Origin of the sequence: Pseudomonas sp. FYR_7, from assembly GCF_043106155.1 — a bacterium.
In the GTDB taxonomy this organism is placed as follows: domain Bacteria; phylum Pseudomonadota; class Gammaproteobacteria; order Pseudomonadales; family Pseudomonadaceae; genus Aquipseudomonas; species Aquipseudomonas parafulva_B.
In genome coordinates this window covers 51,320-76,401 of record NZ_JBICMI010000072.1, presented here as the reverse complement: position 1 = coordinate 76,401, position 25,082 = coordinate 51,320, and the positions used below count along the sequence as shown (strand labels likewise).

The 25,082-nt window shown below is 62.9% G+C and carries 22 protein-coding genes; 17 read left to right on the top strand and 5 right to left on the bottom strand.

The window, feature by feature from the left end:
• The first annotated feature begins 6 nt into the window (after positions 1 to 6).
• The 4 genes from ACF8R3_RS17775 (at position 7) to ACF8R3_RS17760 (ending at position 3,795) form a co-directional block, all read left to right on the top strand.
• Positions 7 to 726, top strand: coding sequence for an amino acid ABC transporter permease (locus ACF8R3_RS17775; RefSeq protein ID WP_392515966.1), 720 nt, complete (start codon positions 7 to 9; stop codon positions 724 to 726).
• Positions 696 to 2,198 (top strand): argininosuccinate lyase, encoded by a 1,503-nt coding sequence (argH, locus tag ACF8R3_RS17770; protein WP_392515965.1) that lies wholly within the window; start codon positions 696 to 698, stop codon positions 2,196 to 2,198. The genes ACF8R3_RS17775 and argH overlap by 31 nt, the downstream gene beginning before the upstream one ends.
• The gene (locus ACF8R3_RS17765) at positions 2,195 to 2,935 is read left to right on the top strand and encodes an amino acid ABC transporter ATP-binding protein (protein WP_392515964.1); all 741 of its coding nucleotides are present in this window, start codon (positions 2,195 to 2,197) and stop codon (positions 2,933 to 2,935) included. Before argH ends, ACF8R3_RS17765 begins: the two co-directional genes overlap by 4 nt.
• Before the next feature lie 89 nt (positions 2,936 to 3,024).
• Positions 3,025 to 3,795, top strand: coding sequence for an amino acid ABC transporter ATP-binding protein (locus tag ACF8R3_RS17760; protein ID WP_058639629.1), 771 nt, complete (start codon positions 3,025 to 3,027; stop codon positions 3,793 to 3,795).
• A 134-nt stretch (positions 3,796 to 3,929) separates the two neighbouring features.
• Here the strand turns inward: ACF8R3_RS17760 and ACF8R3_RS17755 are convergent, their stop codons facing one another.
• On the bottom strand, positions 3,930 to 4,808 hold the full coding sequence (locus tag ACF8R3_RS17755) for an EthD domain-containing protein (protein WP_392515963.1): 879 nt from the start codon (positions 4,806 to 4,808) through the stop codon (positions 3,930 to 3,932).
• A gap of 300 nt (positions 4,809 to 5,108) precedes the next feature.
• Between ACF8R3_RS17755 and dusA the strand changes: the two genes are divergently transcribed.
• A complete protein-coding gene (gene dusA / locus ACF8R3_RS17750; protein WP_392515962.1) occupies positions 5,109 to 6,119 on the top strand; it encodes a tRNA dihydrouridine(20/20a) synthase DusA in 1,011 nt (336 codons plus the stop codon).
• Between the two features lie 177 nt (positions 6,120 to 6,296).
• On the top strand, positions 6,297 to 7,223 hold the full coding sequence (gene tal / locus ACF8R3_RS17745; protein WP_058639632.1) for a transaldolase: 927 nt from the start codon (positions 6,297 to 6,299) through the stop codon (positions 7,221 to 7,223).
• Between the two features lie 301 nt (positions 7,224 to 7,524).
• Here tal and ACF8R3_RS17740 read toward each other — a convergent pair whose 3' ends face one another.
• Positions 7,525 to 8,481, bottom strand: coding sequence for an aliphatic sulfonate ABC transporter substrate-binding protein (locus tag ACF8R3_RS17740; RefSeq protein WP_058639633.1), 957 nt, complete (start codon positions 8,479 to 8,481; stop codon positions 7,525 to 7,527).
• A 15-nt stretch (positions 8,482 to 8,496) separates the two neighbouring features.
• Complete coding sequence (locus ACF8R3_RS17735) at positions 8,497 to 9,462, bottom strand: ABC transporter substrate-binding protein (protein ID WP_392515961.1); 966 nt, start codon at positions 9,460 to 9,462, stop codon at positions 8,497 to 8,499.
• Between the two features lie 198 nt (positions 9,463 to 9,660).
• Between ACF8R3_RS17735 and ACF8R3_RS17730 the strand changes: the two genes are divergently transcribed.
• From ACF8R3_RS17730 to ACF8R3_RS17690, 9 genes are all read left to right on the top strand, one after another.
• Positions 9,661 to 10,566 (top strand): LysR family transcriptional regulator, encoded by a 906-nt coding sequence (locus ACF8R3_RS17730; protein ID WP_196127851.1) that lies wholly within the window; start codon positions 9,661 to 9,663, stop codon positions 10,564 to 10,566.
• Between the two features lie 177 nt (positions 10,567 to 10,743).
• A complete protein-coding gene (locus ACF8R3_RS17725) occupies positions 10,744 to 11,877 on the top strand; it encodes an acyl-CoA dehydrogenase family protein (protein WP_392515960.1) in 1,134 nt (377 codons plus the stop codon).
• Entirely contained in the window at positions 11,874 to 12,818 is a 945-nt protein-coding gene (locus ACF8R3_RS17720) for a D-isomer specific 2-hydroxyacid dehydrogenase family protein (RefSeq protein ID WP_392515959.1), read from the top strand. The genes ACF8R3_RS17725 and ACF8R3_RS17720 overlap by 4 nt, the downstream gene beginning before the upstream one ends.
• Positions 12,819 to 12,836: 18 nt before the next feature.
• Positions 12,837 to 13,631, top strand: coding sequence for a class II aldolase/adducin family protein (locus ACF8R3_RS17715; RefSeq protein WP_058605687.1), 795 nt, complete (start codon positions 12,837 to 12,839; stop codon positions 13,629 to 13,631).
• Positions 13,632 to 13,780: 149 nt separating this feature from the next.
• Complete coding sequence (locus ACF8R3_RS17710; protein WP_196126725.1) at positions 13,781 to 15,400, top strand: ABC transporter substrate-binding protein; 1,620 nt, start codon at positions 13,781 to 13,783, stop codon at positions 15,398 to 15,400.
• Complete coding sequence (locus ACF8R3_RS17705; protein ID WP_078478275.1) at positions 15,397 to 16,347, top strand: ABC transporter permease; 951 nt, start codon at positions 15,397 to 15,399, stop codon at positions 16,345 to 16,347. Before ACF8R3_RS17710 ends, ACF8R3_RS17705 begins: the two co-directional genes overlap by 4 nt.
• Before the next feature lies 1 nt (position 16,348).
• A complete protein-coding gene (locus tag ACF8R3_RS17700) occupies positions 16,349 to 17,263 on the top strand; it encodes an ABC transporter permease (protein WP_058639639.1) in 915 nt (304 codons plus the stop codon).
• Positions 17,260 to 18,879 (top strand): dipeptide ABC transporter ATP-binding protein, encoded by a 1,620-nt coding sequence (locus ACF8R3_RS17695; RefSeq protein WP_392515958.1) that lies wholly within the window; start codon positions 17,260 to 17,262, stop codon positions 18,877 to 18,879. The genes ACF8R3_RS17700 and ACF8R3_RS17695 overlap by 4 nt, the downstream gene beginning before the upstream one ends.
• 91 nt (positions 18,880 to 18,970) lie before the next feature.
• Positions 18,971 to 20,071, top strand: coding sequence for an LLM class flavin-dependent oxidoreductase (locus ACF8R3_RS17690; protein WP_058605692.1), 1,101 nt, complete (start codon positions 18,971 to 18,973; stop codon positions 20,069 to 20,071).
• A gap of 82 nt (positions 20,072 to 20,153) precedes the next feature.
• Here ACF8R3_RS17690 and ACF8R3_RS17685 read toward each other — a convergent pair whose 3' ends face one another.
• Positions 20,154 to 21,473 (bottom strand): LLM class flavin-dependent oxidoreductase, encoded by a 1,320-nt coding sequence (locus ACF8R3_RS17685; protein WP_078478273.1) that lies wholly within the window; start codon positions 21,471 to 21,473, stop codon positions 20,154 to 20,156.
• A 9-nt stretch (positions 21,474 to 21,482) separates the two neighbouring features.
• Positions 21,483 to 22,439, bottom strand: a complete 957-nt coding sequence (locus ACF8R3_RS17680) for an ABC transporter substrate-binding protein (protein WP_197844232.1) — start codon at positions 22,437 to 22,439, stop codon at positions 21,483 to 21,485.
• Between the two features lie 297 nt (positions 22,440 to 22,736).
• On the opposite strand from ACF8R3_RS17680, the gene ACF8R3_RS17675 reads away from it, so the two are divergent.
• Together ACF8R3_RS17675 and ACF8R3_RS17670 are read left to right on the top strand one after the other, a co-directional pair.
• Positions 22,737 to 23,345, top strand: coding sequence for a cysteine dioxygenase (locus ACF8R3_RS17675; protein WP_392515957.1), 609 nt, complete (start codon positions 22,737 to 22,739; stop codon positions 23,343 to 23,345).
• Complete coding sequence (locus ACF8R3_RS17670; protein ID WP_392515956.1) at positions 23,342 to 24,925, top strand: rhodanese-related sulfurtransferase; 1,584 nt, start codon at positions 23,342 to 23,344, stop codon at positions 24,923 to 24,925. Before ACF8R3_RS17675 ends, ACF8R3_RS17670 begins: the two co-directional genes overlap by 4 nt.
• Positions 24,926 to 25,082: the final 157 nt, after the last annotated feature.

Genomic DNA, 25,082 nt, shown 5'->3' with positions numbered 1-25,082 from the left:
GCGACCATGAATTTCCTACTCGAAAACTGGAGCTTCGTGTGCAAAGGGTTGTTGATGACCCTGTACCTAGCATTGGTGGTGTTGCTGTTCACCACGCTGATCTCGGCCGTGCTCGGCGTGCTGGCCACGGTCAAGAACCGCCTGTTGGGGTGGACGATCCATGGCTACGTGGAGCTGTTTCGCTCCATTCCGCTGATCGTCAACGTGTTCTTCATCTTCTTCGGTGCGCCGATGTTCGGTGTGGACCTGAGCCCTTTCGCCGCCGTTACCGTGGGCCTGACCTTGTGGGGAAGCGCCAACGGCATCGAGATCGTGCGTGGCGGGCTGGAGTCGGTGTCCAGGCATCAGTGGAAAAGTGCCTGGGCCCTGGGCCTGCGCCCCTGGCAGATCTACCTGTATGTGGTTGTGCCGCAGTCGATGAAAGCCATCCTGCCGGCCTACACCGGGTTGCTGACGATCCTGGTGCAAGCCACGTCCCTGGGCGCCCTTGTGGGTGTGGGGGAGTTTCTCAAGGTCGGTCAGATCATCATCGAGCGGGAAACCGTCATGACCGGCGTGAGCCCCGCCTTCGCAGTCTACGGCGTGGTGCTGTTGGTGTACTTCGTCATCTGTTCGGCGCTGACCTGGCTCAGCCGTTATCTCGAACGTCGTCTGGGTCGTCCGGCGGCACGTACTTCCACTGAAGAGGTTCCAGCATGCAAGCATCCAAAGTCAGTCGGCGCCTGAAGGAAAGCACCGCGCCGCAAGTGAACGAGTACATCTACCGCCCGCGCCTGGAAGGCTTTGCCAGCGGCTTCGCGAACCTGGGTAACGTCAACAAGGCGCACATTCTGATGCTGGCCGAACAAGGCCTGATCCGCGGCGACCATGCCAGCGTGCTGGCCAAGGGTGTGCTGGACATGGAGCAGGCAGGCGCGGATGCGGTCGAGCTGGACCCTTCGCGTGAGGACGCCTACTTCAACTACGAGGCGCACCTGATCGAGCAGATTGGCGCTGACATTGGCGGGCGCCTGCACACCGGTCGCAGCCGCAACGACATCCTGGCCACCCTCGACCGCCTGCGCTGCCGCGACCTGCTGATGGACCTGATCGACGAGTTGGCAACGGTACGCGCCACGGCCCTTGACTGCGCCGAGCGGTACGCCGAAGTGGTGATGCCTGGCTACACGCACCTTCAGCCGGCGCAGCCGATCACCTACGGCTATTACCTGAGTGCGGTGGAACAGGCCCTGGAGCGCGACAGCAAACGCCTGACCCAGACCCTGGAATCGATGAACCAGTGCCCGCTTGGAGCAGCCGCCTTCGCCGGCACGCCGTTCGACATCGACCGCGCCCGCACCGCCGAGCTGCTGGGCTTCGACGGCTACCTGGACAATGCCCTGGATGCCATAGGCTCGCGGGATTTTCTGCTCGAAAGCCTGTCGCACCTGAGCAACCTGGCGGTGTTCTGGAGCCGCGTGGCGCAGGACTACTTCGTGTGGAGTACCCATGAGTTCAACCTCATCGACTTCCCCGACAGCGTCGCTGCCACTTCCAGCATCATGCCGCAAAAGAAGAACCCCACCGTGCTGGAGTACCTCAAGGGCCGCAGTGGCCATATCGTCGGCCTGCTGATGGGTGCGAGCGTGACCATCAAGGGCACCAATTTTTCCCATACCGGCGACGGCAATCGCGAAGGGACACGGGGCTTCTGGGAAGCTGCCGAAGAAAGCCTGCGCTGCCTGAAACTGCTGGACCTGGTGCTGCGCACCGCCACCCCCAACAGTGACCTGGCGGCACGCCGCGCCGGTGAGGATTTTTCCACCGCCACCGGCTTGGCCGACCTGATGGTGCGCGAGGTCGACCTGTCGTTCCGCGAAGCCCACCATGTGGTCGGGGGCGTGGTGCGCATGGCCATGGACCAGGGCCTGCCGGCCAATCAGATCACCACCCGGATGATCGACACCTGCGCCCTGGAGCAGTTGGGCCATGCCCTGCACCTACCCGAGCAGAAGGTGCGTGATTGCCTGGACCCGGCCAGCAACGTGCAGGGCCGCAGCTCTGCCGGCGGCCCGTCGCTTGGGTCCTTGATGCCCAGCCTGGCGCGCGCCAGCAAGCGCCTGGACGCAGAGCGTGCGGCCAACCAGCAGCGCCGCGAGCGCATGAGCGCCGCCGACCTCAACCTGCAAGCCCTGACCCGGGCACAGGCGGGCCTATGAGCACAATCCTGACGGTTCGCGACCTGCATAAAAGTTTCGGCCCCCATGAAGTGGTCAAGGGCGTCGACATGGACGTGCGCCAAGGCGAGGTGGTGGTCATCATCGGCCCCAGCGGCTCGGGCAAGTCCACCTTCATCCGCTGCCTGAACAGCCTGGAACCGCCCTCCAAGGGTACCGTGGTGGTTGGCGATGGCGATCAGACGCGTGCGGCAGACCGCAAGGCCTTGGCCCGGCTACGCGAGGACGTGGGCATGGTGTTCCAGGACTACACGCTGTTCCCGCACATGACGGTGCTGGCCAACATGATGCTCGCCCCGGTCAAGCTCAGGCGCGCAACCAAGGCGCAAGCCCAGGCCCACGCCCTGGCCTTGCTCGAGCGCGTCGGCCTGCGGCACAAGGCCGGGCATTACCCGGCCGAGCTGTCCGGCGGCCAGCAGCAGCGGGTGGCGATCGTTCGCGCCTTGGCGATGAAACCCAAGCTGATGCTGTTCGACGAGCCCACCTCTGCGCTGGACCCGGAAACCGTCGGCGACGTGCTCAATGTCATGAAGGGCCTGGCGGCCGAGGGCATGACCATGATCGTCGTCACCCACGAAATGGGCTTCGCCCGCGAAGTGGCCGACCGCGTGGTGTTCTTCGACGCCGGCAAGGTCATCGAGACCGGGCCGCCATCTCAGCTCTTCAGCGCGCCGAAAGAGGCTCGCACCCGGCAGTTTCTGCATAGCGTTCTGCACTGAACGAACAGCGTGTTCAACCCTATCTTCCCGCAGCCAGCGCCCGCTTGCACCGGCCAAGCGTGTCTGCGCGCCAGCCAGGAGTATTTCAGATGAACGAAGCGACCCCATCCCTGGATACACCGGCCATCCAACCCATGATCCAGATGGAGAACGTCAACAAGTGGTACGGCGACTTTCAGGTGCTCAAGAACATCAACCTCAGCGTGCAGCCAGGTGAGCGCATCGTGCTGTGCGGCCCGTCCGGCTCAGGCAAGTCGACCACCATTCGCTGCCTGAACCGCCTCGAAGAACACCAGCAGGGCCGCATCGTGGTCGAGGGCGTCGAGCTGACCCACGACGCGAGGCAAGTCGAGACCATCCGCCGCGAAATCGGCATGGTGTTCCAGCACTTCAACCTGTTTCCCCACCTGACCATCCTGCAGAACTGCACCCTGGCGCCCATGTGGGCGCGCAAGATGCCGCGCCACGAAGCGCAAGCCTTGGCGATGCATTACCTGGAGCGGGTGCGTATTCCCGAACAGGCGCACAAGTACCCCGGCCAATTGTCCGGCGGCCAGCAGCAGCGCGTGGCGATTGCCCGGGCGCTGTGCATGAAACCCAAGATCATGCTGTTTGACGAACCCACCTCGGCACTGGACCCGGAAATGGTCAAGGAGGTGCTCGACACCATGGTCAGCCTGGCCGAGGACGGCATGACCATGGTGTGCGTGACCCATGAAATGGGCTTCGCCAGGACCGTGGCGCACCGGGTGGTGTTCATGGACCAGGGCGAGGTGGTCGAGCAGGCCGCGCCGGCGGTGTTTTTCGAACGGCCTCAGAGTGAGCGAGGGCGGTTGTTCTTGAGTCAGGTGCTGCATTGAACAGGGGCGCCTCTTGGGCGCCAACCGTGCTGCATTCGAGAATTACAGCGACGACCTGCTTTCGTTCTCAGCGATTGGACCGAGCCGCGCTTTTCCCGCAGGCATGCTCCGCACGTATTGGATGTTGGAGCAGCTTAACCTGCTGCTTCAACGTTTTTGAATACTGCCTCTACTTCACTTTCCAGTTGATTGATCGCGCCGAGGTACTCGATCAATTCCGCCGCCCGGCTGCCGCGCAGCCCGGCCGTGGTCATTTCCCCATCGACCACGTAGCTGTACACGCCACTGACCGCGAACGCCTTCAAACTTCCAATGTGCCGGGCCTGATCCGCCAGCGTCCCCCTGAACACCTGCCCCTCGAAAAAACGGCGCCGGGCCACAGGGTTTCCGAAGGCGACTTCCATGATTACCAGTTCGGCACGCGCCGGCGTGGCCGTGTGCGCAACGTCTGGTGCCGGCGGATGATTCCCATCGTTCTGGAAGGGGGCACACAGGTGCACTTGCACTTTCAATACCGAGGCATCCTGCGCCAGGGTCGGCGCGAGTTTGTCGCGCACATACGCTTGCAGATCTTCAAGGCTTTGTCGCGGGCTCATGTGCACATGAATCCGGTCGGCATGATCGAGCCCATTGAGGCGCTCGTCCGCCAGCCGATTGACCACCATCGTTGACCCTTGCGGGAGATCGTACGCCAGCGTTTCGTCGAACATGTTCTGTTCGTCAGAAAACAGGATAGGGCTGGCTTGCTTGAAGCGCGCCTGCTGGTCGGCGGACTTGAAGCCGATCTCTACACCGCCATCGAGTTCGTAGTCTGCGATCTCTCCCACGCCCTCGGCCAATGGCCAGAGGTGTGCGTCCTGGGTGCGCGAGAAGTGGTGCTGGATGTACAAGCCCAGCCCTGGCAGCCGTGAGCACAACGGGCCGTGCACGTCGCGCCAGTAGTGGGCGAAGATCGCGTGAGGGACACGTTCGCGTCTTTTGACGGTGGTGTAGCTGTTGAGAGTGATCGTCATGGCTTGACCTTGTTGAGCTTGAGGTGTGTTTAGAGTCAGAGCTGCCTGTGGGGATGGCGTTCAGTCAAGCTCGTCGTGACTTGGCAAGAGGTAATTTGGCTTAACAGATCGAGAGGTTTCCCGGCCGAGAGGTGCAGTCAACAGGGACTTACGGAGTAGCAGACCTGATAGAATTCACGTTTTTGCGCTTGATCGTGGTCTGAGCACTAGACCTGGCTAACTAGGCCTCCTCTCTGAGGCGGTAACGGCAGTGACCTGTCAGCAGAAAGCGCTAAACATCCGTAACCGAGAGATTTTCGAATGCCCCCCGAAACGCCAGAAAACGCGGCCCGCCCAATGGATACGGTAGTGAGGCGGTTTTCTGTTGCCCCCATGATGGACTGGACCGACCGCCACTGCCGGTTCTTCCTGCGCCTGCTCTCCAAGCACACCCTGCTCTACACCGAAATGGTCACCACCGGTGCCCTGCTGCACAACGACGCCCAGCGTTTCCTGCGCCACGATGCCTCCGAGCACCCGCTGGCCCTGCAGCTGGGCGGCAGTGTGCCAGTGGACCTGGCGGCGTGTGCGCGCCTGGCTGAGGCAGATGGCTATGATGAGGTCAACCTCAATGTCGGCTGCCCCAGCGACCGGGTGCAGAACAATATGATCGGTGCTTGCCTGATGGCGCACCCGGCGCTGGTGGCCGATTGCGTGAAGGCCATGCGCGACGCCGTCTCGACACCGGTGACGGTCAAGCACCGCATCGGCATCAATGGCCGCGACAGCTATGCACAGTTGTGCGACTTCGTCGGGCAGGTGCGCGAGGCGGGTTGCCGCAGTTTCACCGTGCACGCACGCATCGCCATACTCGAAGGGTTGTCGCCCAAGGAAAACCGCGAAGTGCCGCCGCTGCGCTATGACGTCGCCGCGCAACTGAAAGCTGATTTCCCGGACCTTGAGATCGTGCTCAACGGCGGTATCAAGACCTTGGCCGACTGCCATTCCCACCTTCAGACCTTCGATGGCGTGATGCTGGGCCGCGAGGCCTATCACAATCCGTACCTGCTGGCCGAGGTGGATCAACAGCTGTTCGGCAGCGTTGCACCGGTGGTCACCCGCACCGAAGTGCTGGCGCAGTTACGACCTTACATCGTGGCGCATATGCAGGCAGGGGGTGCGATGCATCACGTGACCCGGCATATTCTCGGCCTGGCCCAGGGCTTCAAGGGCGCTCGTAGGTTCCGCCAACTGCTTTCGGCAGACATCCACAAGGCGGCCGAGCCGCTGGCCGTGTTCGACCAGGCCGTCGAGTTGCTGCAGGGGCGTTGAGGGCGCTGGCGTGTCACGCAAGTGCCTGCTAGTCGCGCGACACGATGCAAGGCCCGGCCTGAAGGGAACCTGGGAGACAGTGGGTACTCGAACATTCACCTCTCGTACAGCCGGGCCCTTGAGCGACCGTGGGGGCTGGGGTAATGTCGAGCCCATTGCACAGGACAGAGCACGCCCATGACTTCCAAGCTGGAACAACTCAAGCAGTTCACTACCGTGGTCGCCGACACCGGTGACCTGGACGCCATCACGCGCCTGAAGCCGGTAGATGCCACCACCAACCCGTCGCTGCTGCTCAAGGCTGCTGCCATCCCGGCCTATGCCGAGTTGCTCAAGCGCGTAAAGGGCGAGGCCAACGGTGATGTGGACCAGGCCTGCGACATGTTCGCGGTGGCGGTGGGTTCGGGCATTTTGAAAGCCATCCCCGGGCGTATCTCGACCGAAGTGGATGCGCGGCTGTCGTTCGACGAGCCTGCCCTGCTGGCCAAGGCGCGCTCGCTGATCGAGCTGTACGACAAGGCCGGTGTTGGCCGTGACCGTGTGCTGATCAAGCTGGCGTCTACCTGGGAAGGCATACGCGCCGCCGAAAAGCTGGAGAAGGAAGGCATCCAGACCAACCTGACCTTACTGTTCTCCTTCGCCCAGGCCCAGGCCTGCGCCGACGCCGGTGTGTTCCTGATTTCGCCGTTCGTGGGCCGGATCTACGATTGGTACAAGAAAAGCACGGGCAATGAATACACCGGTGCCGATGATCCAGGCGTACAGTCCGTCACGCGGATCTACAACTACTACAAGGCCAACGGCTACGACACCGTGGTCATGGGCGCCAGCTTCCGCAACACCAACCAGATCGAACAGCTCGCCGGTTGCGATCGCCTGACCATCAGCCCAGAGCTGCTGCAGCAGTTGAGCGAGGATCAAGGCGACCTGCAGCAGGTACTGAAGCCAGGCAATGCCGGGGAGCCCAAGCGTCAACTGAGTGAGAGCGAGTTCCGCTGGGACATGAACGAAGACGCCATGGCTACCGAGAAGCTGGCCGAGGGCATCCGCCAGTTTGCGCGCGATCAGGAGAAGCTTGAGAAGGTCATGGCTGAAAAAGGCTGATCCAGCCATGTTGGGGCGAGACAGCTTTGCCGGTGCCTCTCTGGGCCGCGATGCGGCGGGGTAGCCCGAAATTTATACCTTTGAGCTCATATCGCCGGGCCCGCTGCGCGGGCCATCGCGGCACGAGACCGCTCCTACAGGTAACGCGTAATGCTCAGGACAGCTTTGGCCGTTCGGAGCACTTGCACTGCATCTGGATGCTTGAGTTTTGCCTGGGAGCATTCCCGGCCGTGCTGGGCGGCGCAGCAGGCCCAGGACTTCAACGTCGCGGTCCTACCATCGGGCTACCGCCCTGTTTGCACTACTTCTGAACCGGCTCATAAAGGCTCACGGCACTCGCATCCACCTTTTTCGGCAACAGCCCTTCACGATAGAAGGCATTGGCGATGCGCTGCTGCTCGCCCAGGTTTTCTGGCCTGACCGGCTGTACGTCGTAACTGCGCCGGGCGTTGGCCTGTTGCACCGTGGCACTGTCCAGGTTGCCCCACAGTGGACCGAGAATGCGCGCGGCCTGGGCCGGGTGGGCTTTGGTCCAGGTGCCGGCCTCACGCAAGGCGAGGTAGACCTGCTGCAACACCTCAGGATGAGCCTTGGCATAGTCGCTGCCCGCCAGGTAGTAGCGCTGATAGCTGGCCAACTCGCTCCCATCGGCAAGTATGCGTGCATTCTGCTGACGTTGGGCGCTGGCCACATAAGGGTCCCACGTCACCCAGGCATCGACCTTGCGGTTCTCGAACGCGGCGCGGCCATCGGCCGGTATCAGGTAGGCGGGGCTGATGTCCTTGAACGTGAGCCCCGCCTGGGCCAGCGCCTGGATCAGCAGGTAATGGCTGCCTGCTGCCTTGGTCACGGCCACGCGCTTGCCCTTGAGGTCGGCCAAGGTCTTGAGGGTCGAATCCGCAGGTACCAAGATAGCCTGAGCGGTCGGCGACGGTGTCTCGCGGGCGAAGTACGTAAGCTTTGCACCTGCTGCCTGGGTGAACACAGGCACAGTGTCGGCAACATCCGCCGAAATATCGACATTGCCCAGGTTCAGCGCTTCCAAAAGCGGCAATCCGCTTGGAAATTCATGCCACGTGACGCGAATGCCCTCGGCCCGCAGGCGCTGCTCCAGGCTGCCACGAGCCTTGAGCAGCGTCAGCAGGGTCGAGGATTTCTGATAACCGATGCGCAACGTTTGGTCGGCGTTAGCCAGGCTTGGCAGCACCGTGCTGGCCAATAGCGCCAGGCAAAGTCTGCGCAGAGTGTTTACGCTCATCAGGATATCTCCGGGTCAAGGTTGCGCAGCCAGCTTGGTGCTTTCGGGAACGGTAAAGCCGCTGGCGAAAGTGGGTGCCACTTCAAGGCGTTCAGTCATCAGCCCGTGGGCATGGTAGAAATCGGCCGTCTCCTGCTGAGTGGCGATGGTTTGGGGGTCGATCACCTGCCAGCGCAAGTGGCGACGCTCAAATTGCAGACGGGCCGCGTCCTGGGGGAAGCCGATGATAGCGGCAAGGGTTTTCGAGTAACTGTCCAGGTGCTGGTTGGCCCAGACCTGCGCCTGGGCCAGGCGGTTGAGGTAGTCCTGCAATGCAGCCTGCCGTGCAGGTTCGCTCAACGCCTTGTCGGTAGCGGCGAGGAAGCTGTTCCCACTGGAAAGACCCCGCCCATTGACCAGCACCCTTCCCTGCCCACTGAGTTCAGCCAGCGCGGTGTAAGGCTCCCAGGTAGCCCAGGCGTCTACCGACCCATTGGCCAGAGCGATCTTGGCATCCACCGGCCCGAGAAACCGCAACTGCACATCCTTTTCGCTCAGCCCAACCTGGGCCAAGGCCTTGAGTGCCAGATGATGCCCGATGGAACCCCGCCCGGTTGCAATGCGCTTGCCCTTGAGTTCAGCCGCGGTGCGCACCGGCGAATCGGGCCTGACCAGCAACGCGGTGCCGTAGGGGTCAGACTTGTCAACCGCCACCGCCTTGACCGGCGCCCCTGAGGCGAGCACGAACAACAGCGGCGCATCACCAATGATGCCGGCATCGATCGCACCGGCATTGAGCGCTTCGGCGAGGGGCGCAGCTGCGGGAAATTCCGCCCACTGGATGTCGTAGGGGAGATCGCGCAGCGCGTCAGCCGCCTCCAGCTGGGCCCGCATGTTGCCCTTTTGATCACCGATGCGCAGGGTCAGGCGCTCCGAGGCGCTGGCCTGGCCCATCAACAGGATGGCTGCCGCCAGGGTCAATACTTTCATTCGAATGGACATGGAACGCCTCTTCGTCCTGTGGGGCGGCGTCGTGCAGCCCGAGCGGACGACTCTAGCGACTATTTTTTAATAACTTAAATTGATTTTAGGAATAACCTAATATGCATTTTTGAATTATTGAGTATCGGTCATGGCATTTCTGCTGATCGGGATTATGCTAATGCCTTATTTTTTTACCGTTCAGGCAAGAGCCGAATCATGAAAATCGATGACATGGACGCGTTCGTCGCCGTCATGCGTTGCCAGTCGACCAACCTGGCTGCCGAGGCGCTGCAAGTCACCCAACCGGCCATCACCCGGCGTGTGCAGAACTTCGAACAAGACCTTGGCGCGACCCTGCTCGACCGCAACACCAAGCCCCTCAAACCTACCCCCATGGGGCTGCGGGTCTATGAACAATGCAAAGCGATCCTGCGCGAGATCGACTCGTTGCGCGAACTGGTGGCCAACGACGGCGCCCCGTCCGGGACGTTGCGCCTGGGCGTTCCGCAGACCCTGGGGGACGTGGTGCTGCTCGACGCCTTGGCGCAGATCCGCCAGGCCTACCCACAACTGCGCACCCAGGTCACCAGCGGCTGGGGTAGCAGCCTGATCGGGCGTATGGACAACGGTGAACTGGACGCTGCCGCCGCGTTGTTTCCCCCTGGCAAGATCTTTCCTGACGGGATCGCCAGCCAATCCATCGCACGTATGCCGCTGAAGGTGGTGGCGGCCAAGGGTAGCGCGGGCAAACGCAGTTACAAACTCAAGGATTGTTACACCCGCGGCTGGGTACTGAACCCCGATGGCTGCGGCTTTCGCGCGGGGCTGCAACGCGCCCTGAGCGAGCAAGGGCTGAGCCTTTCGATCAACCTGGAGACATTCGGCACTGAGTTACAGCTGGGGTTGGTCGCAAATGGTCAGGGGCTGGGGCTGGTTCCGGAGCCCTTGCTGCAAGCCAGCCGGCACCGCGATTCGCTCGATGTACTCACCGTCAGTGATTTCAAGCCACAGGTAGACCTGTGGCTTTTTCATCCTCGCTACCTGGGTAATCTTCAGGAGCCGGTAGAGTTGTTCGGCAACGTGGCCGGGCAACGTTTGCAGGGCTGCTATCACCCTGGTTGATCTAAACCTGAATCATCAGGGTGATGAAACTCAGCTCACGATATACGTAAATCGCATAACTGAATTTGGATTAAATTCGATTGGCTGATAATTAGCATAGAACCAAAAAGACTTTTACAGCGTTCATCCATACGAATACGGTCTTAAGGAACACACCGTCATTCAGGGATGAAACCCATGAGTCACCCCTCAGGCAGCGCGCTCGCCGAGCTGACGCAGGCCCTTGCGGCCAATGCTGAGCGCTATGACCGCAGCGCTCGGTTCCCTCAGGACAATTTCGACCTGCTGCACCGCCACGGGCTGCTCGCCTACACAGTGCCGCGCCACCTTGGCGGTGGCGGTGCGGACCTGGCGAGCGCGCGCCGCGTGATCAGCGCAGTTTCCAAGGGCGACCCGGCCACCGGGCTTATCCTGGTGATGCAGTACTTGCAGCATGTCCGTGCGCATCGGGCAGCAGACTGGCCGGAACGCCTGCGTCACCGCATCGCCCGCGACGCCGTGGAACACGGTGCACTGATCAATGCGCTGCGCGTCGAGCCCGAACTTGGCACCCCGACCCGCGGCGGCTTGCCCGCCACCGTGGCGCGCCGCACGGCGCAGGGCTGGCGCCTGAGCGGGCGCAAGATCTACTCCACGGGCAGCCATGGTCTGACCTGGTTCCTGGTCTGGGGCCGCAGCGACGACGCTGTCCCTTTGGTAGGCGGCTTTCTGGTACACCGCGACACACCCGGCATCAGCATCGTCGAGGACTGGGACCACTTGGGCATGCGTGCCACCTGCAGCCATCAGGTGCATTTCGAGGACGTGCTGATCCCGCTTGATCATGCCGTCAGCGTCAGCCCGACCAACGCCCCGAAAGCCGAACTCGATGAAGACAGCCTGCTGTGGATGAGCGTACTGCTGCCAGCGGTCTACGACGCGGTGGCACAGGCGGCGCGCGATTGGTTGGTGGCATTTCTCACGCAGCGCACACCGTCGAACCTGGGTGCACCTCTGGCGAGTCTGCCGCGTTTTCAGCAGACGATCGGGCGCATCAATACCCTGCTCTTTGCCAACCAGAGCCTGCTCGATGGCGCTGTCGCCGGGCACACCGCAGCCCACCATGCCGGGCAACTGAAGCAGCTGGTCGGCGCCAATGCCATCGAGGCCGTGACGCTGGCGGTCGAAGCGGCGGGCAACCCTGGGCTTTCGCGGCACAATGCCTTGGAACGGCACTACCGCGACGTGCTCTGCAGCCGCATCCACACTCCTCAGGACGACGTCGTGTTCAGTCAGGCCGGCCGAGCCGCACTGGCGCAGGTGCAGGCATGAGCCATTCAACGATTGCCAGCCACCTCGACGCCCAGGCCAATCACTACCTGCGCAAGCAATTACCGGGTCATCGAGTCATCGATGTTCCTCCCGGTCAGCTGAGCCTTGAAGTGGCCGCCGACGTGTTCATCCTGCGCCCGATCAATGTGCGCGGTCAGCGCATCGACAGCCCGCCGGTACAGTGGCCCTGGGGGTTGAAGTGGGTGCAACTGGTGTCTTCGGGCATCGATCTTTACCCCGAATGGATCTTTGGCGGGCCCCCTGTCACCAGCGGCAAGGGCGCCAATGCCGAGCAAGTGGCCGAGTTCGCGTTGGCACTGATGTTCGCCGCGGCAAAGCAATTGCCAAGCCTTTGGATCAAGGACGCCGACTGGCGCCTCACTGCACTGGCGCCTTTGCGCGGGCGCACTTTAGGCATTCTGGGCTTCGGCAGTATTGGCCAGAGCCTTGCTCACAAGGCCGTGGCGCTCGGCATGCGGGTAACGGCCCTGAGCCGCCCAGGACAGCCCATTGCCCAGGTGCGCGGCGTGGAGCGCGCCAACGATCTACGACAGTTGTTCGCACAGAGCGACCACCTCGTGCTGGCCGCCCCACTCACCCGTGACACCCGTGGGCTGATCGATCGGCACGTACTGAACGAGGCCCGCCCAGGCTTGCACCTGATCAATGTCGCCCGTGGCGGGCTGATCGATCAGCAGGCGCTGCTGGAGGCGCTGGACAGCGGTGTAATCGCCCGCGCCAGCCTGGATGTGACCGATCCCGAGCCGCTGCCCGCTGACCACCCGCTTTATCACCACCCACGCGTGTTCCTGTCGCCCCACACCTCGGCCATTTCCGATGAAGGTTACCCGGCGTTTCTCGAAGCCTTCATCGCCAATTTCCACCGCTACCGCGAGCGAGCACCCCTGACCAATCTGGTCGACACCGCCCGTGGTTACTGATCACCGGAGAACACCTCAATGAGTTCACTGTCTGCCGTCAAGCCCACCGCCAACAACGTGCGCGACCGGGTCAGCACCGAAGAATGGGAGGTGCGTGTCAAGCTGGCCGCCGCCTACCGCCTGGCGGCCCTGTTCCGCTGGACTGACCATATCTACACGCACTTTTCCGCCCGTGTACCGGGGCCGGAGGAACATTTCCTGATCAATGCCTTTGGCTTGCTGTTCGACGAAATCAGCGCCTCGAACCTGGTCAAGGTGGACGTCGACGGCACCATCATCGACGACCCGCTGGGCCTGGGCATTAACCAAGCCGGCTATGTAATTCACAGCGCCATTCACCGCGCTCGGCCCGACCTCAAGGCTGTGCTGCACACCCACACCCGTGACGGCGCAGCGGTGTCAGCCCAGCGCGCCGGCCTGCTGCCCATTTCCCAGCATGCCCTGGCGTACTACAGCCGGGTGGTTTACCACGATTACGAGGGCGTGGCCCTGGACCTGGACGAGCAGCAGCGACTGGTGGCCAACCTTGGTGACAGCAACATCCTCATCCTGCGCAACCACGGGCTGCTGACCGGGGGCATCAGCGTGGAACATGCATTTCGCGAACTGCATGGGCTAGAGCGTGCCTGCAATATTCAGGTGGCCGCCCAGGCCGGGGGCAACGATCAATTGCTGCATGCATCGCAGGCGGCCATTGCCAAGGTGCATGAGCAATCCAAGCGCTTTTCCGATGGCAAGGGGGAAGGCATCCAGCGGCATTGGGACGCGTTGATCCGGCAACTGGATCGCGAGAGCCGCGACTACCAGAACTGATCGCTCCAGGCTGGATGTGCCTGCGCTAGGGGCAAGCTCGCCCGCTCAGGCGCCTCCATGTTCCGACGATCGACACGTTGTCAGTGGCGACCGGCTCGCCTTGCGCGTGGCCGGACACCGACGCACTCATCTCCTTGAAGGACCACGCAATGCCCCCACTGCACCACCTGTTTGCCTTCGGCGCCCTGACCCTGGCCCTCACTGCCTGCTCCCCTGGCAATGAAGCCAGTGCTGGCAAAACACTCAACATCGCCTTCTGGGGCGACAACACCACCCTGGTCAGCCTCGATCCCTTCCAGGTCTACTGGTTGGAGCACCGTGTGCTGCTGCGCAACGTGGCTGAGTCGCTCACGGATCAAGACCCCGACAGCGGGCAGATCATCCCTTGGCTGGCCAAAAGCTGGGAAGTCAGTGCCGACGCCCTGAGCTACACCTTCCACCTGCGTCAGGACGTCACGTTCAGCAATGGCGAGCGCTTTGACGCGCACGCCGTCAAAGCAGCCTTCGACAGCAACAAGGCATTCGCGGCTCAGTTGCCCGCCACCTTCGGCGCTACCTACCTGGCAGGCTACGACCATGCCGAGGTGGTCGATGACTTCACCGTGCGCCTGGTGCTATCGCGACCCAATGCAGGCTTTCTGCAGGCCACGTCCACCACCAACCTGGCTATCCTCGCCCCAGCTTCGTACCAGCTGACCGCCAAAGCGCGCTCATTGGGCAACATCATCGGGACGGGACCGTTCACCCTCGACCACTACACACCCGAAGTGGGCGCCCGCCTGGTCAAGCGCAGCGACTACGCATGGCCCTCGGCCAACGTACATAACCGGGGCGCTGCGCATGTGGACGCCATCAACATCAGCTACATCCCTGAAGAAAGTGTGCGAAATGGCCTGTTCCTTCAGGGCAAGGCCGATATCCTGTGGCCGCGCAACCCCTTCTCGGAGGTCGATCTCAAACTGTTCCAGGCCAAGGGCGCCACCATCCAGAGCCGGTCCTTGCCAGGCCCCGCGTTGAACCTCTACCCCAACACCCGTGACAACCGCTTGCTGGCTGACCGACAGGTTCGCCTTGCGCTGCAAAAAGCCATCGATCGCACCAGCTATGCGCATACCGTGTACAACGCGCAGTTCCCCGTCGTGAGCGGCGTGTACGACGTCACCACGCCGTACTTCAAGCCCCAGGCCAACAAGCTCGTCTATGATCCGGCTGGCGCCGAACAGTTGCTCGAAGCTGCCGGTTGGCCCAAGGGCAAAGACGGTTACCGGTACAAGAACGGCAAGCGCCTGACATTGCGCTACAACCTCACCCCGGCCGAAAGCGCCGGTGACGTGTTGGTGCAGGACCAACTGCGCAAGGTCGGCATTGACCTGAAACTCAATGTACTGACCCGCGCCGAATGGGTCGCGGGTAACGCAGCAGGCAGCTATGACCTGACTTCCACCTACATGACCCGTGCCGACCCGATCATTTTGCAGACGATTCTTGACCCACGTTCGGCCAACAGCGCCACGCTGGCCACCAATACCTACGAGCCGCAGACCCTGACCCGGGCACAGGCGCTGTTCGACAGTGGCATCACCGCGACTGACGATGCGCAACGGGCCCAAGCCTACGGGCAGCTGCAAGACCTGCTGATCGACGAAGCCTCCGCCTTCCCGCTGTACGAGCGCGTCTGGCAAGCCGCCACCGCACCTCGGGTCAAGGATTTCCGCTGGACCGCCGAGGGCTTTGCGCTGTTCAGCGACATCGAGGTCAGCCAGCCATGAAGCGCTATCTGATCACCCGCTTGGGTCAGGCGCTGCTGGTACTGTGGGGCGCGTACACCATCACGTATTTCATCCTCTACCTTTTGCCTGGCGACACCCTGACGATCATGCTCAGTGCCTCCGGCATGGAGGCCGATGGCCTGTCACCCGAAGCATTGGCCAAGGCCCGTGCTTTCTATGGGCTAGACAAAGGCCTGTTCGAGCAATACATCGACCTGCTGTGGCGTGCCCTGCACGGTGATCTGGGGCAGTCGCTGTCGCTGGGGCGACCTGTTACCGCGCTGCTGGCCGAACGCTTGCCGCAAACCTTGGCGCTGGCGGGCTCTGCCATCGTGCTGTCGGTGGTGGGTGGGGTCGGCCTTGCCTACCTGACCGCCTACCTGCAATGGCGACCGCTCAAGACGGCACTCGCCCGGGTGCCTTCGCTGGGCTTTTCCATCCCCGTGTTCTGGATGGGCCTGTTGCTGATCCAGGTCTTCGCCTTCGCGCTGGGCTGGTTCCCGGCCACTGGCAGCCAAGGTTTTGCCAGCCTGGTGCTGCCGGCAATCACCCTGGCGATACCCAGCGCCGCTGTGTATGCCCAAGTGTTGCAGCGGGGCTTTCAAGGGGTGTGGCAGGAACCCTACATCACCACCGCCTTCGCCAAAGGGCTCAGCCGCGCCCAGGTCCAGGCCCGCCACGGCCTGCGCAACGCCACGCTGCCGCTGCTGACCCTGATCGGCCTGCAGGTCGGCAACACGGTGTCCGGTGCCGTGCTGGTCGAGACCATCTTCTCGCGCAATGGCGTAGGCCGGTTGGCCCAGGAAGCCGTGCTGCGTCAGGACATACCGGTAGTGCTGGCGATTGTCGCGGTATCGGCGGCCGCTTTCGTGCTCGTCAACCTGATCGTCGATCTGCTCTACCCCTACCTCGACCCTCGCATCACCCCTACGGCCAAGGTGAACTGAGATGACCATGGATATTCCCCTGATCGCACCCGACGCCGCCTCAACCAGCGATGAGCCGTGCACACGCCGCATCTGGGAACGACGCACGCGGTATCAGCGCGTCCATCGCGCCTTGACGCCGCTGTTGCGCCGCCCTGGCTTCAGCCTGGCGCTGCTGATCGTCTTGTTCGCTTTATTTGCCGCACTGGCACCTCAGCTGCTCACCAGTTTCGACCCCTACGCCACGGCACCCGCCGACAAGCTCACGCCTCCAAACCTGGTGCATTGGTTCGGTACCGACGAGTTGGGCCGCGACCTGTACACGCGGGTGGTGTATGGCGCGCGCCTGTCGGTGATGGCGGCATTGCTGGCAGTGGCCATCGCCCTGGTGGGCGGCCTTGGCCTTGGCGTACTGGCGGGATTTGCCGGAGGGCACCTGGATGCAGCCCTGATGCGCCTGATCGACGTCTTGCTTGCCCTACCCGGCTTGCTGTTGGCGCTGGCGATCGTCACGGCCATCGGCTTTGGCACGGTGCCCGTGGCCGTTGCGGTGGGTGTCGGGATCATTCCAGGCTTCGCCCGCACGACCCGCGCCGAGGTGCTGCGCATCAAATCGCTGGCGTACGTCGAAGCGGCGCGCCTAGCCGGCGCCAGTTGGACGCGCACCCTGATGCGCCACGTACTGCCCAATGCGTGGGGCCCGGTGGCGGTACTGGCCACCCTGGACTTTGGCGCCGCGATCCTGGCCACCGCTGGGCTCAGCTTTCTGGGCTTCGGCGCAGCGCCGCCCGCTGCTGAGTGGGGCACGCTGATCGCCAACGGGCGCCATTTTCTCGTTACAGCGCCGTGGGTATCCCTGCTGCCGGGGCTGTTCGTGGTGGCCGTGGTGTTCAGCCTCAATCACCTGGCGCGTAGCGCCGAGGAGCATGCCCGATGAGCCAGCAACCCTTGGTCAAGGTGCGCAACCTGACCATCAGCTACGCCGTTGCAGGGCAGCGCACCCAGGCCGTGAGCCAGCTTTCGTTCAGCCTGGCCAAAGGCGAAACACTGGCTATTGTCGGGGAGTCTGGCTCCGGCAAGTCGACCCTCGCCAACGCCCTGCTCGGCCTACTGCCGATCAGCGCCCAGATCGATCAAGGTCAGTTGTGGGTGGACGGGGTCGATGTGGCCCAGGCTGACGAGCGCACCAGGCGCCGCTTGCGTGGGCGCACCATTGCCTTGGTGCCGCAGGATCCAATGGTCAGCCTCAACCCTACCCTGCGCATCGGCCAGCAGATCGGTGAAGCACTGGTGTTGGCCCGAGGCCGTCGTTATCCCGGCCTGGCCACAGACATTCAGGCTCTGCTGGCCCAGGTAGGTCTGGACCAGCCCGCGCTGCGCGCTCGCCAGTACCCCCACGAGTTGTCCGGTGGCATGCGCCAGCGGGTACTGATTGCCATCGCGCTGGCCGGCGAGCCCAAGTTGATCGTGGCTGACGAACCCACCAGCGCCCTGGATGTCACGGTGCAGCGGCGGATCCTCGACCACCTGCAACACCTGACGGCCGAGCGCGGCATCTCGCTGCTGATCATCACCCATGACCTGGGCATGGCGTGCGACCGTGCTGACCGCCTGCTGGTAATGAAGCACGGCAAGCTCATCGAGCACGCCTCGCCCAGGCAGATTCTCTGGGGTGCGCAGCAGCCCTACACCCGTGAACTGCTGGCGGCAGCGCCCGCCTTCGTGTCGCGACGCAGCGCCGTCTTGCCAACCGATAAGCCTCCCCTGCTTCGGCTGCACAACATCTGCAAACGCTTTGTCTTGCCTGGGCAGCCCAGCCCGTTCACCGCCCTGCATGACCTGAACCTTACCGTGCACGCGGGCCAGACCTTGGCCATCGTAGGCGAGTCTGGCTCGGGTAAAAGCACAGCGCTGCGTATTGCTTTGGGGCTGGAAACGCCGAGCCAAGGCCATGTGGAATTGGCAGGGCAACCTGTCAGCGCATGGAGTTGGCAGCAGCTGCGTCCCTTACGCAGGCGCATCCAGCTGGTGCAACAGAACCCGTTTGCCGCGCTGGATCCACGCTTCACCGTGTACGACAGCATCGTCGAGCCGCTGGTGTCGTTCGGCCTGGGCAAAGGTGAGGTACTGGAGCGCAGGGCGCGGGAATTGATCGCCAAGGTGCACCTGCCTGTGCATTTCCTGGATCGCCTGCCGCATGAGCTGTCAGGTGGCCAGCGCCAGCGCGTGGCCATTGCCCGAGCCCTGGCACTGGAGCCGGATCTACTGCTGCTGGACGAACCGGTCAGTGCCTTGGATGTGTCGGTGCAGGCACAGATTCTTGCCCTGCTCTCAGAACTACAGCGCGACCTGGGCATGGCCTACGTGCTGGTCTCTCACGACCTGGCAGTGGTGGCAAGCATGGCCGACCACGTGCTGGTGCTGCAACACGGGCAGGTCGTCGAACAGGGCCCGGCCGCAGAGGTGTTCGGCCGACCCGCCAGCGCCTACACGCGGGCACTGATCCAGGCCATACCAGGGCACTCGCGCAACGTGCTGCCGGTAGCGATCTGACCACTGCGCCGCGCCCGTCCACTGCACTACCTAACGCCTGTCAAGCCACATGGCTTGGCGTCTTCCCCACCGGAGCAGGAGTATCACCCCAATGACCCTCGAATTCATCGGCCTGATCGGCCCTCAGGAAAGCAGTGAATCGCAAGCGCCCCGTGGCCCGCTTGTCGATCTGGCGTTTATCAAGGCATTCGCCCAGGCGCAGGAATACGCCGGTTTCGACAAAGCGCTGCTGGCGGTCAGCACCAGTGCGCCGGACTCGATGATCCTGGCCAGCTACGTCGCTGCGCTGACCGACCGCATTGGCCTTCTGGTGGCGCATAGGCCCGGTTTTCAGGCGCCCACCTTCGCCGCCCGGCAGTTCGCCACCCTCGACCAATTGAGCGGTGGCCGCGCCGCGATCAACGTGATCACGGGCGGCGACAGCGGTGACCTGCAGCGCGACGGCGACTATCTGGACAAGGATGCCCGCTACGCCCGCACCGACGAGTACCTGGAGGTGATGCACAACACCTGGACGCAGCGCACTGCCTTCGATCATCACGGCACCCATTACCAAGTTGAAGACAACCTCACACTGGTCAAGCCCGTCGGCAAATTACCCGTCTACTTCTCGGGCGCCTCGGAGGCAGCAGTGGAGGTCGCGGCCAAGCACGCCGATGTGTACATGATGTGGGGCGAGCCACTGGCGCAAGTGCGCGAGCGCATTAGACAGGTGCGCAAGGCTGCAGCCCGCTACGGGCGAGAACATCACATTCGTTTCAGCCTGTCGCTGCGCCCGATCCTCGGCGCCACAGAAGCAGAAGCCTGGGCGCGTGCCGAGCGCATTCTGGCCGACGCCCAGAACACTATCGGCATCCGTCAAGGCAACCGCCGCGAAAAGAACTTCGGCAAGAGCAATGCAGGGTCCGAGCGCCTGGTTCAGCTCGCCAAGGAACGCAAAGTGCATGACACCCGGCTGTGGACCGAGATCGCAGCCCTGGGCGGCGGGGCCGGCAATTCCACGTCATTGGTGGGCACCGCCGAGCAAGTGGCCGAGGCAGCGCTGGCCTACTACGAATTGGGCGTGAGCACGTTCCTGTTTCGGGGGTTCGAGCAGCTGCGCGATGCAGTGGAATACGGCCAGGACCTGATTCCGCGCATTCGTCAGCAGGTGGAGCGATTCGAGGCGCAGCGCCAGGCACGCTTGGGCTAGGGTGTACGCGGGTTCGAGCGCTGTCAAACAGTGCCCGACCCGCCTGGGCGTCATCCCATACCCGCGTGTGGGTGTCTGGGGTCTACCGGTTGAAACGCGGGATGGTCAGCCCAAGGCTCTCGCGCAACGTGCTGCCTTCATAAGCCGTGCGATAGATCCCGCGCTCTTGCAGCAACGGTACTACCTGCTGGGTAAAGCGGCGAAATTGCCCAGGGTGCCCAATGTAGATGTTGAAACCGTCCAGGGCCCTGGCTTCGAACCACTCGGCCATCTTGGCCGCTACGGTCGAGGGCGACCCCACGAACGCGCCCGGGCGCAGCTGACGCCCGAATTCCACCGCCTGGCGCAAGCTGAAGCCTTTCTCACGGGCTTGGTCGGCAATGCGCTTGGCGTTGGTGTAAAAACTGCTGCGCGCGTAGTCCAGACTCTGCTGCGGGAAGGGTGCGTCCAGGTCGTACTGACTGAAATCATGCCACCCAAAATTGCGCCCGAACTCTTTGAGGGCCAGTTCGAAGCTGTGGTCGACCTGATGGTAGTGACGTTCGATCTCTCGGGCAGCTTCGTCGGTATCGCCTACGTAGATCTCCGCCCCCGGCAGCACCAGCAATTGCTCCGGGTCCCGCCCCAAGCGCTGGGCACGGCCCTTGATGTCCCGGTAGAACGCCTGCCCCTGCTCGATGCTGGCGGCGTGGGTGAACACCACATCGGCAGTGGCGGCGCCCAGGTCGCGGCCCTGCTCGGAATCGCCCGCCTGGAATATCACCGGCTGCCCCTGGGGCGAGCGCTGAATGTTCAAAGGGCCCTCGACCGAGAAGTGTTCCCCTTTGTGATCCAGACGATGCAGCTTCGAGGGGTCCAGAAAACGGCCACTGGCCCGCTCGCGTGGGAAGGCATCCTCCTCATAGGAATGCCACAGGCCTTGCACCACCTCTACATGCTCCTGGGCGCGGGCGTAGCGGGTGTCGTAGTCATAGTGCTCATCCAGGCCGTAGTTGCCTGCCGTGCCGGCATCGCCGCTGGTGACCACGTTCCAGCCGGCTCGGCCTTTGCTGATCAGATCCAGGGAGGCGAGCCGGCGGGCGACGTTGAATGGCGCGTTGTAGGACGTGGTAAGCGTGCCGACCAGGCCGATGTGGCGAGTGCTGACCGCCAGCGCGGACAGAAGCGTCAGCGGCTCCAGGCGATTGAGGTAGTGCGAGGGTGAACCTTCGGTGATGAACTGGCTGTCGACAATGAACATCAGGTCGAACAGCGCGGCCTCTGCCTGACGAGCGATGTCGATGTACCAATCAATATTGACGCTGGCGTCTGCGGGCAGCTCGGGGTCAAGCCACAGGTTATGCCGCCCCGGACCACCGCATCCCATGGTCAGCGCGCCGAGTTTGATCTGTCGTTTGCTCATGGGGAACCTTCAGTCAATTGCGGTCGAAGCGTGGCCCGCCAAGGCCGCACCAAACGAGGTGTCGAACAGGTCTGCCGCCGGATAGGCCTTGATCAGGCCCAATCCTGCGAAGAACTCCACGGTCTTCTGCGCGTCGGCGATCACCTGCTGGTCCAGTGGCGCAAGGTCAGTGCGCGCGCGGGCGAACCATGCGCGGGCGATGTCTCGATCGGCGCGGGTGCGCTGAGCCCAGGCGTCGGCATAGGCTCCGGTATGGGCAGGGTCGCTCAGAGCCCACTCCCGGGCTTTTTTCAGGCGCTCGAGGAAGTCGGCTATCTGCGCACGCTTGTGCTCCACGGCCTGGCTGTTGGCGACCACGAAACTTTGCGCCGGTATCACACCCTCGGCGGTAGCCAGTACCCGAGCACCTTGGCGCTCCTGCTGGGTGACATAGGGCTCCCAGGTAGCGATCACATCCACAGCTGCGCCATCCAACGCATGGGAGGCGTCCAGTGCACTGAGGTAGCGCAGCTGGAGGGTATCGCGGGGCACGCCGGCCTTGTCCAAGGCACTGAACAGCAGTTGCTGGCTCCACGAACCTTTCCAGATTGCGGCGCGTTTGCCGCGTAGATCCTGGAGGCTACGTATCGGCGAGTCCTTGCGCACCAGGATGGCCACCCCCGCAAGGTTCTGCCGACTGACGGCGATCACCTTGATCGGCGCCCCCAGGGCGCCCAGAAACAGCGGCGGCGCATCGCCGAGCAAGCCGATGTCCAGACTGCCAACATTGAGCGCCTCGGCCACCGGCGAGCCTGCGGTGAACTGCTTCCACTCCAGTGAATAGGGCAGATTGTCCAGCACGCCGGCGGCTTCCATGACGGCGCGGGCATTGTAGCTCTGATCGCCCACGACCAGCGCCTGGGCAGCGGCGGCGAGGCTGAAGGTTGTGGCCAGCACGGTGGCTGTCAGGTGTTTGAGATAGCGCACGTTCGTCTCCGTAGACCCATTAGGGGATGTGAGGCGATCCGCGCGTGCGGTCTGGCCGGTGGTCAGGTTATAGCTTCAAAGCATTAACATTCAGTTTTTTATAATCTAATGCGCAAATATCAGCTTGTGAAATGCGCTTTAGGCATAACCTCATGCAAGATTCATCTTTTGCGCAAGCGCGAACCCCCTAATCTTTATATTCTCAATTTACATATTAGGTTATTACTATTTTGCATTTTTCGAATATATTACCGATTTGTTAGGGTCTTTCAAATCCTGGACCACCGAGCCTGACCCATGCCCCACCCCCTTCGCCCGGAGCGCCTGCGCCGCTTTATCGACCAATTCGCCACATTGCTCGACCAACAGCCTGACGAGATAACCCTGCTTGATCGGGGCAAGCATCTGCTGGCTGAATTGGTAGTCCATGACGACTGGCTGCCAGTCGATCTTGCCCAACCCGATCCAGAGCGTTATCAGCAATACCTGCTGCACTGTGACTCACGCCAACGCTTCTCGGTGGTCAGCTTCGTCTGGGGCCCCGGGCAGCGCACCCCCATCCATGACCATCGCGTCTGGGGCCTGATCGGCATGCTGCGTGGCGCTGAGCTCGCTCAAGGTTTCGCGCGCGGTGCAAACGGTGCGTTGCAGACCGAGGGCGCGCCGGTACGCCTAGAGCCTGGCCAGGTCGAAGCGGTATCGCCGGCCCTTGGGGACATCCATCAAGTCAGCAATGCCTTCGCCGACCAGGTGTCGATCAGCATTCACGTCTACGGCGCCAACATCGGGGCCGTCACGCGCGCCGTGTACACCGTGGACGGAAGCGAAAAACCCTTCATCTCCGGCTACTCCAATGCCCACCTGCCCAATATCTGGGACCTGTCCAAAGAGAACCCTGCCCGATGAGCACCGTCAGCACACGCCACTACCAAGACATCCGCCGTGCCCTCCTGGCGCAAGAAGAGCTAGCCCTGATCGACGTGCGCGAAGAAGCCCCCTTTGCCCAAGCCCACCCCCTGTTTGCGGCCAACATTCCCCTGTCAAAACTGGGGTTGGAAGTGCTGGCCAGAGTGCCGCGGGCAGACACCGCCATCACCGTATACGACAACGGCGAGGGCCTGGCAGCAGAAGCCTTGCAGCGGCTACGGTCACTGGGCTACAGCGACGTGGCGCTTCTTGAAGGGGGACTGGCCGGCTGGGAGGCTGCAGGTGGGGAGCTGTTCCGCGACGTGAATGTACCAAGCAAGGCCTTTGGTGAACTGGTGGAAAGTGTGCGGCACACGCCATCGCTGAGCGCCGAGCAGGTACAGGCGTTGCTGGAGCAAGAAGCCAACGTGGTGGTGCTGGACGCGCGCCGCTTCGATGAATACCAGACCATGAGCATCCCGGGCAGTGTCAGCGTACCTGGCGCCGAGCTGGTGCTGCGGGTGGCTGAGCTGGCACCGGACCCGAGCACCCAGGTGATCGTCAATTGTGCTGGCCGTACTCGCAGCATCATCGGCACTCAATCATTGGTCAATGCGGGCATCCCCAACCCCGTGGCAGCGCTGCGCAACGGTACCATCGGCTGGACGCTGGCGGGCCAGCAGTTGGCCCACGGCCAGCAGCGACGCTTCAGCGAAGTCGAGGCAGGCACCCAGGCCCAGGCTGGAGTCAAGGCTCGCGCAGTGGCCGACCGTGCCGGTGTCCTGAGGATCGACCGCGCCGGGCTTGCCCAATGGCAGGCTGATACCAGCCGCACCATTTACCTGTTCGATGTGCGCACGCCCGAGGAATATGGCGCAGGCCACCTGCCAGGTAGCCGCTCGGTGCCAGGTGGCCAGCTGGTACAGGAAACCGACCACGTCGCCAGTGTACGTGGCGCGAGAGTCGTGCTGGTCGATGACGACGGCGTGCGCGCGAACATGACGGCCTCGTGGCTGGCGCAGATGGGCTGGCAGGTGGCAGTACTCGACGGTTTGCACGCTGCTGACTTCACCGCCACCGGCCAGTGGCAGCCACCGTTGCCAGCGTTACCACCGGTCAGCACGGTTGAGGTGGAGCAACTGGCAGCCTGGTTGGAAGAAGGCGATACCGTATTGCTCGATTTCACCACCAGCGCCAACTACGTTAATCGCCACATCCCAGGTGCCTATTGGGCCATCCGTGCCCAACTGCCGAAAGTCTTGGAAAACGTGCCACAGGCAAGCCGGTTTGTGCTGACCTGCGGCAGCGGCCTGCTGGCACGCTTCGCTGCCCGTGACCTCGAAGCCCTCACGCGCACGCCCGTCTACCTGCTTGAAGGCGGCACTGCACAGTGGATCGCTGCCGGGAATCCGCTGGAGAGCGGTGAGTCACGGCTTGCCGTGCCGCGTAGCGATCGCTACCGACGACCTTACGAAGGCACGGACAATCCCCGGGAGGCCATGCAGGGATATCTGGATTGGGAATTTGGCTTGGTCGATCAGCTCGGCCGCGATGGCACCCACCGTTTCAGGGTGGTTTGATTTGCCGCAGGCATTGGCCTGCAGCCTGTGCCCTCGTAGGCTTGCACCGGGTACAGGTAGCGCAGCAGCTAAACGACACGTGTTCACCGGCTGCTGTTAGTCAAAAAGAGGCGCCACCTGCTCAATGTTGCCTGATGGCCCTGCCATCAGCGCACGC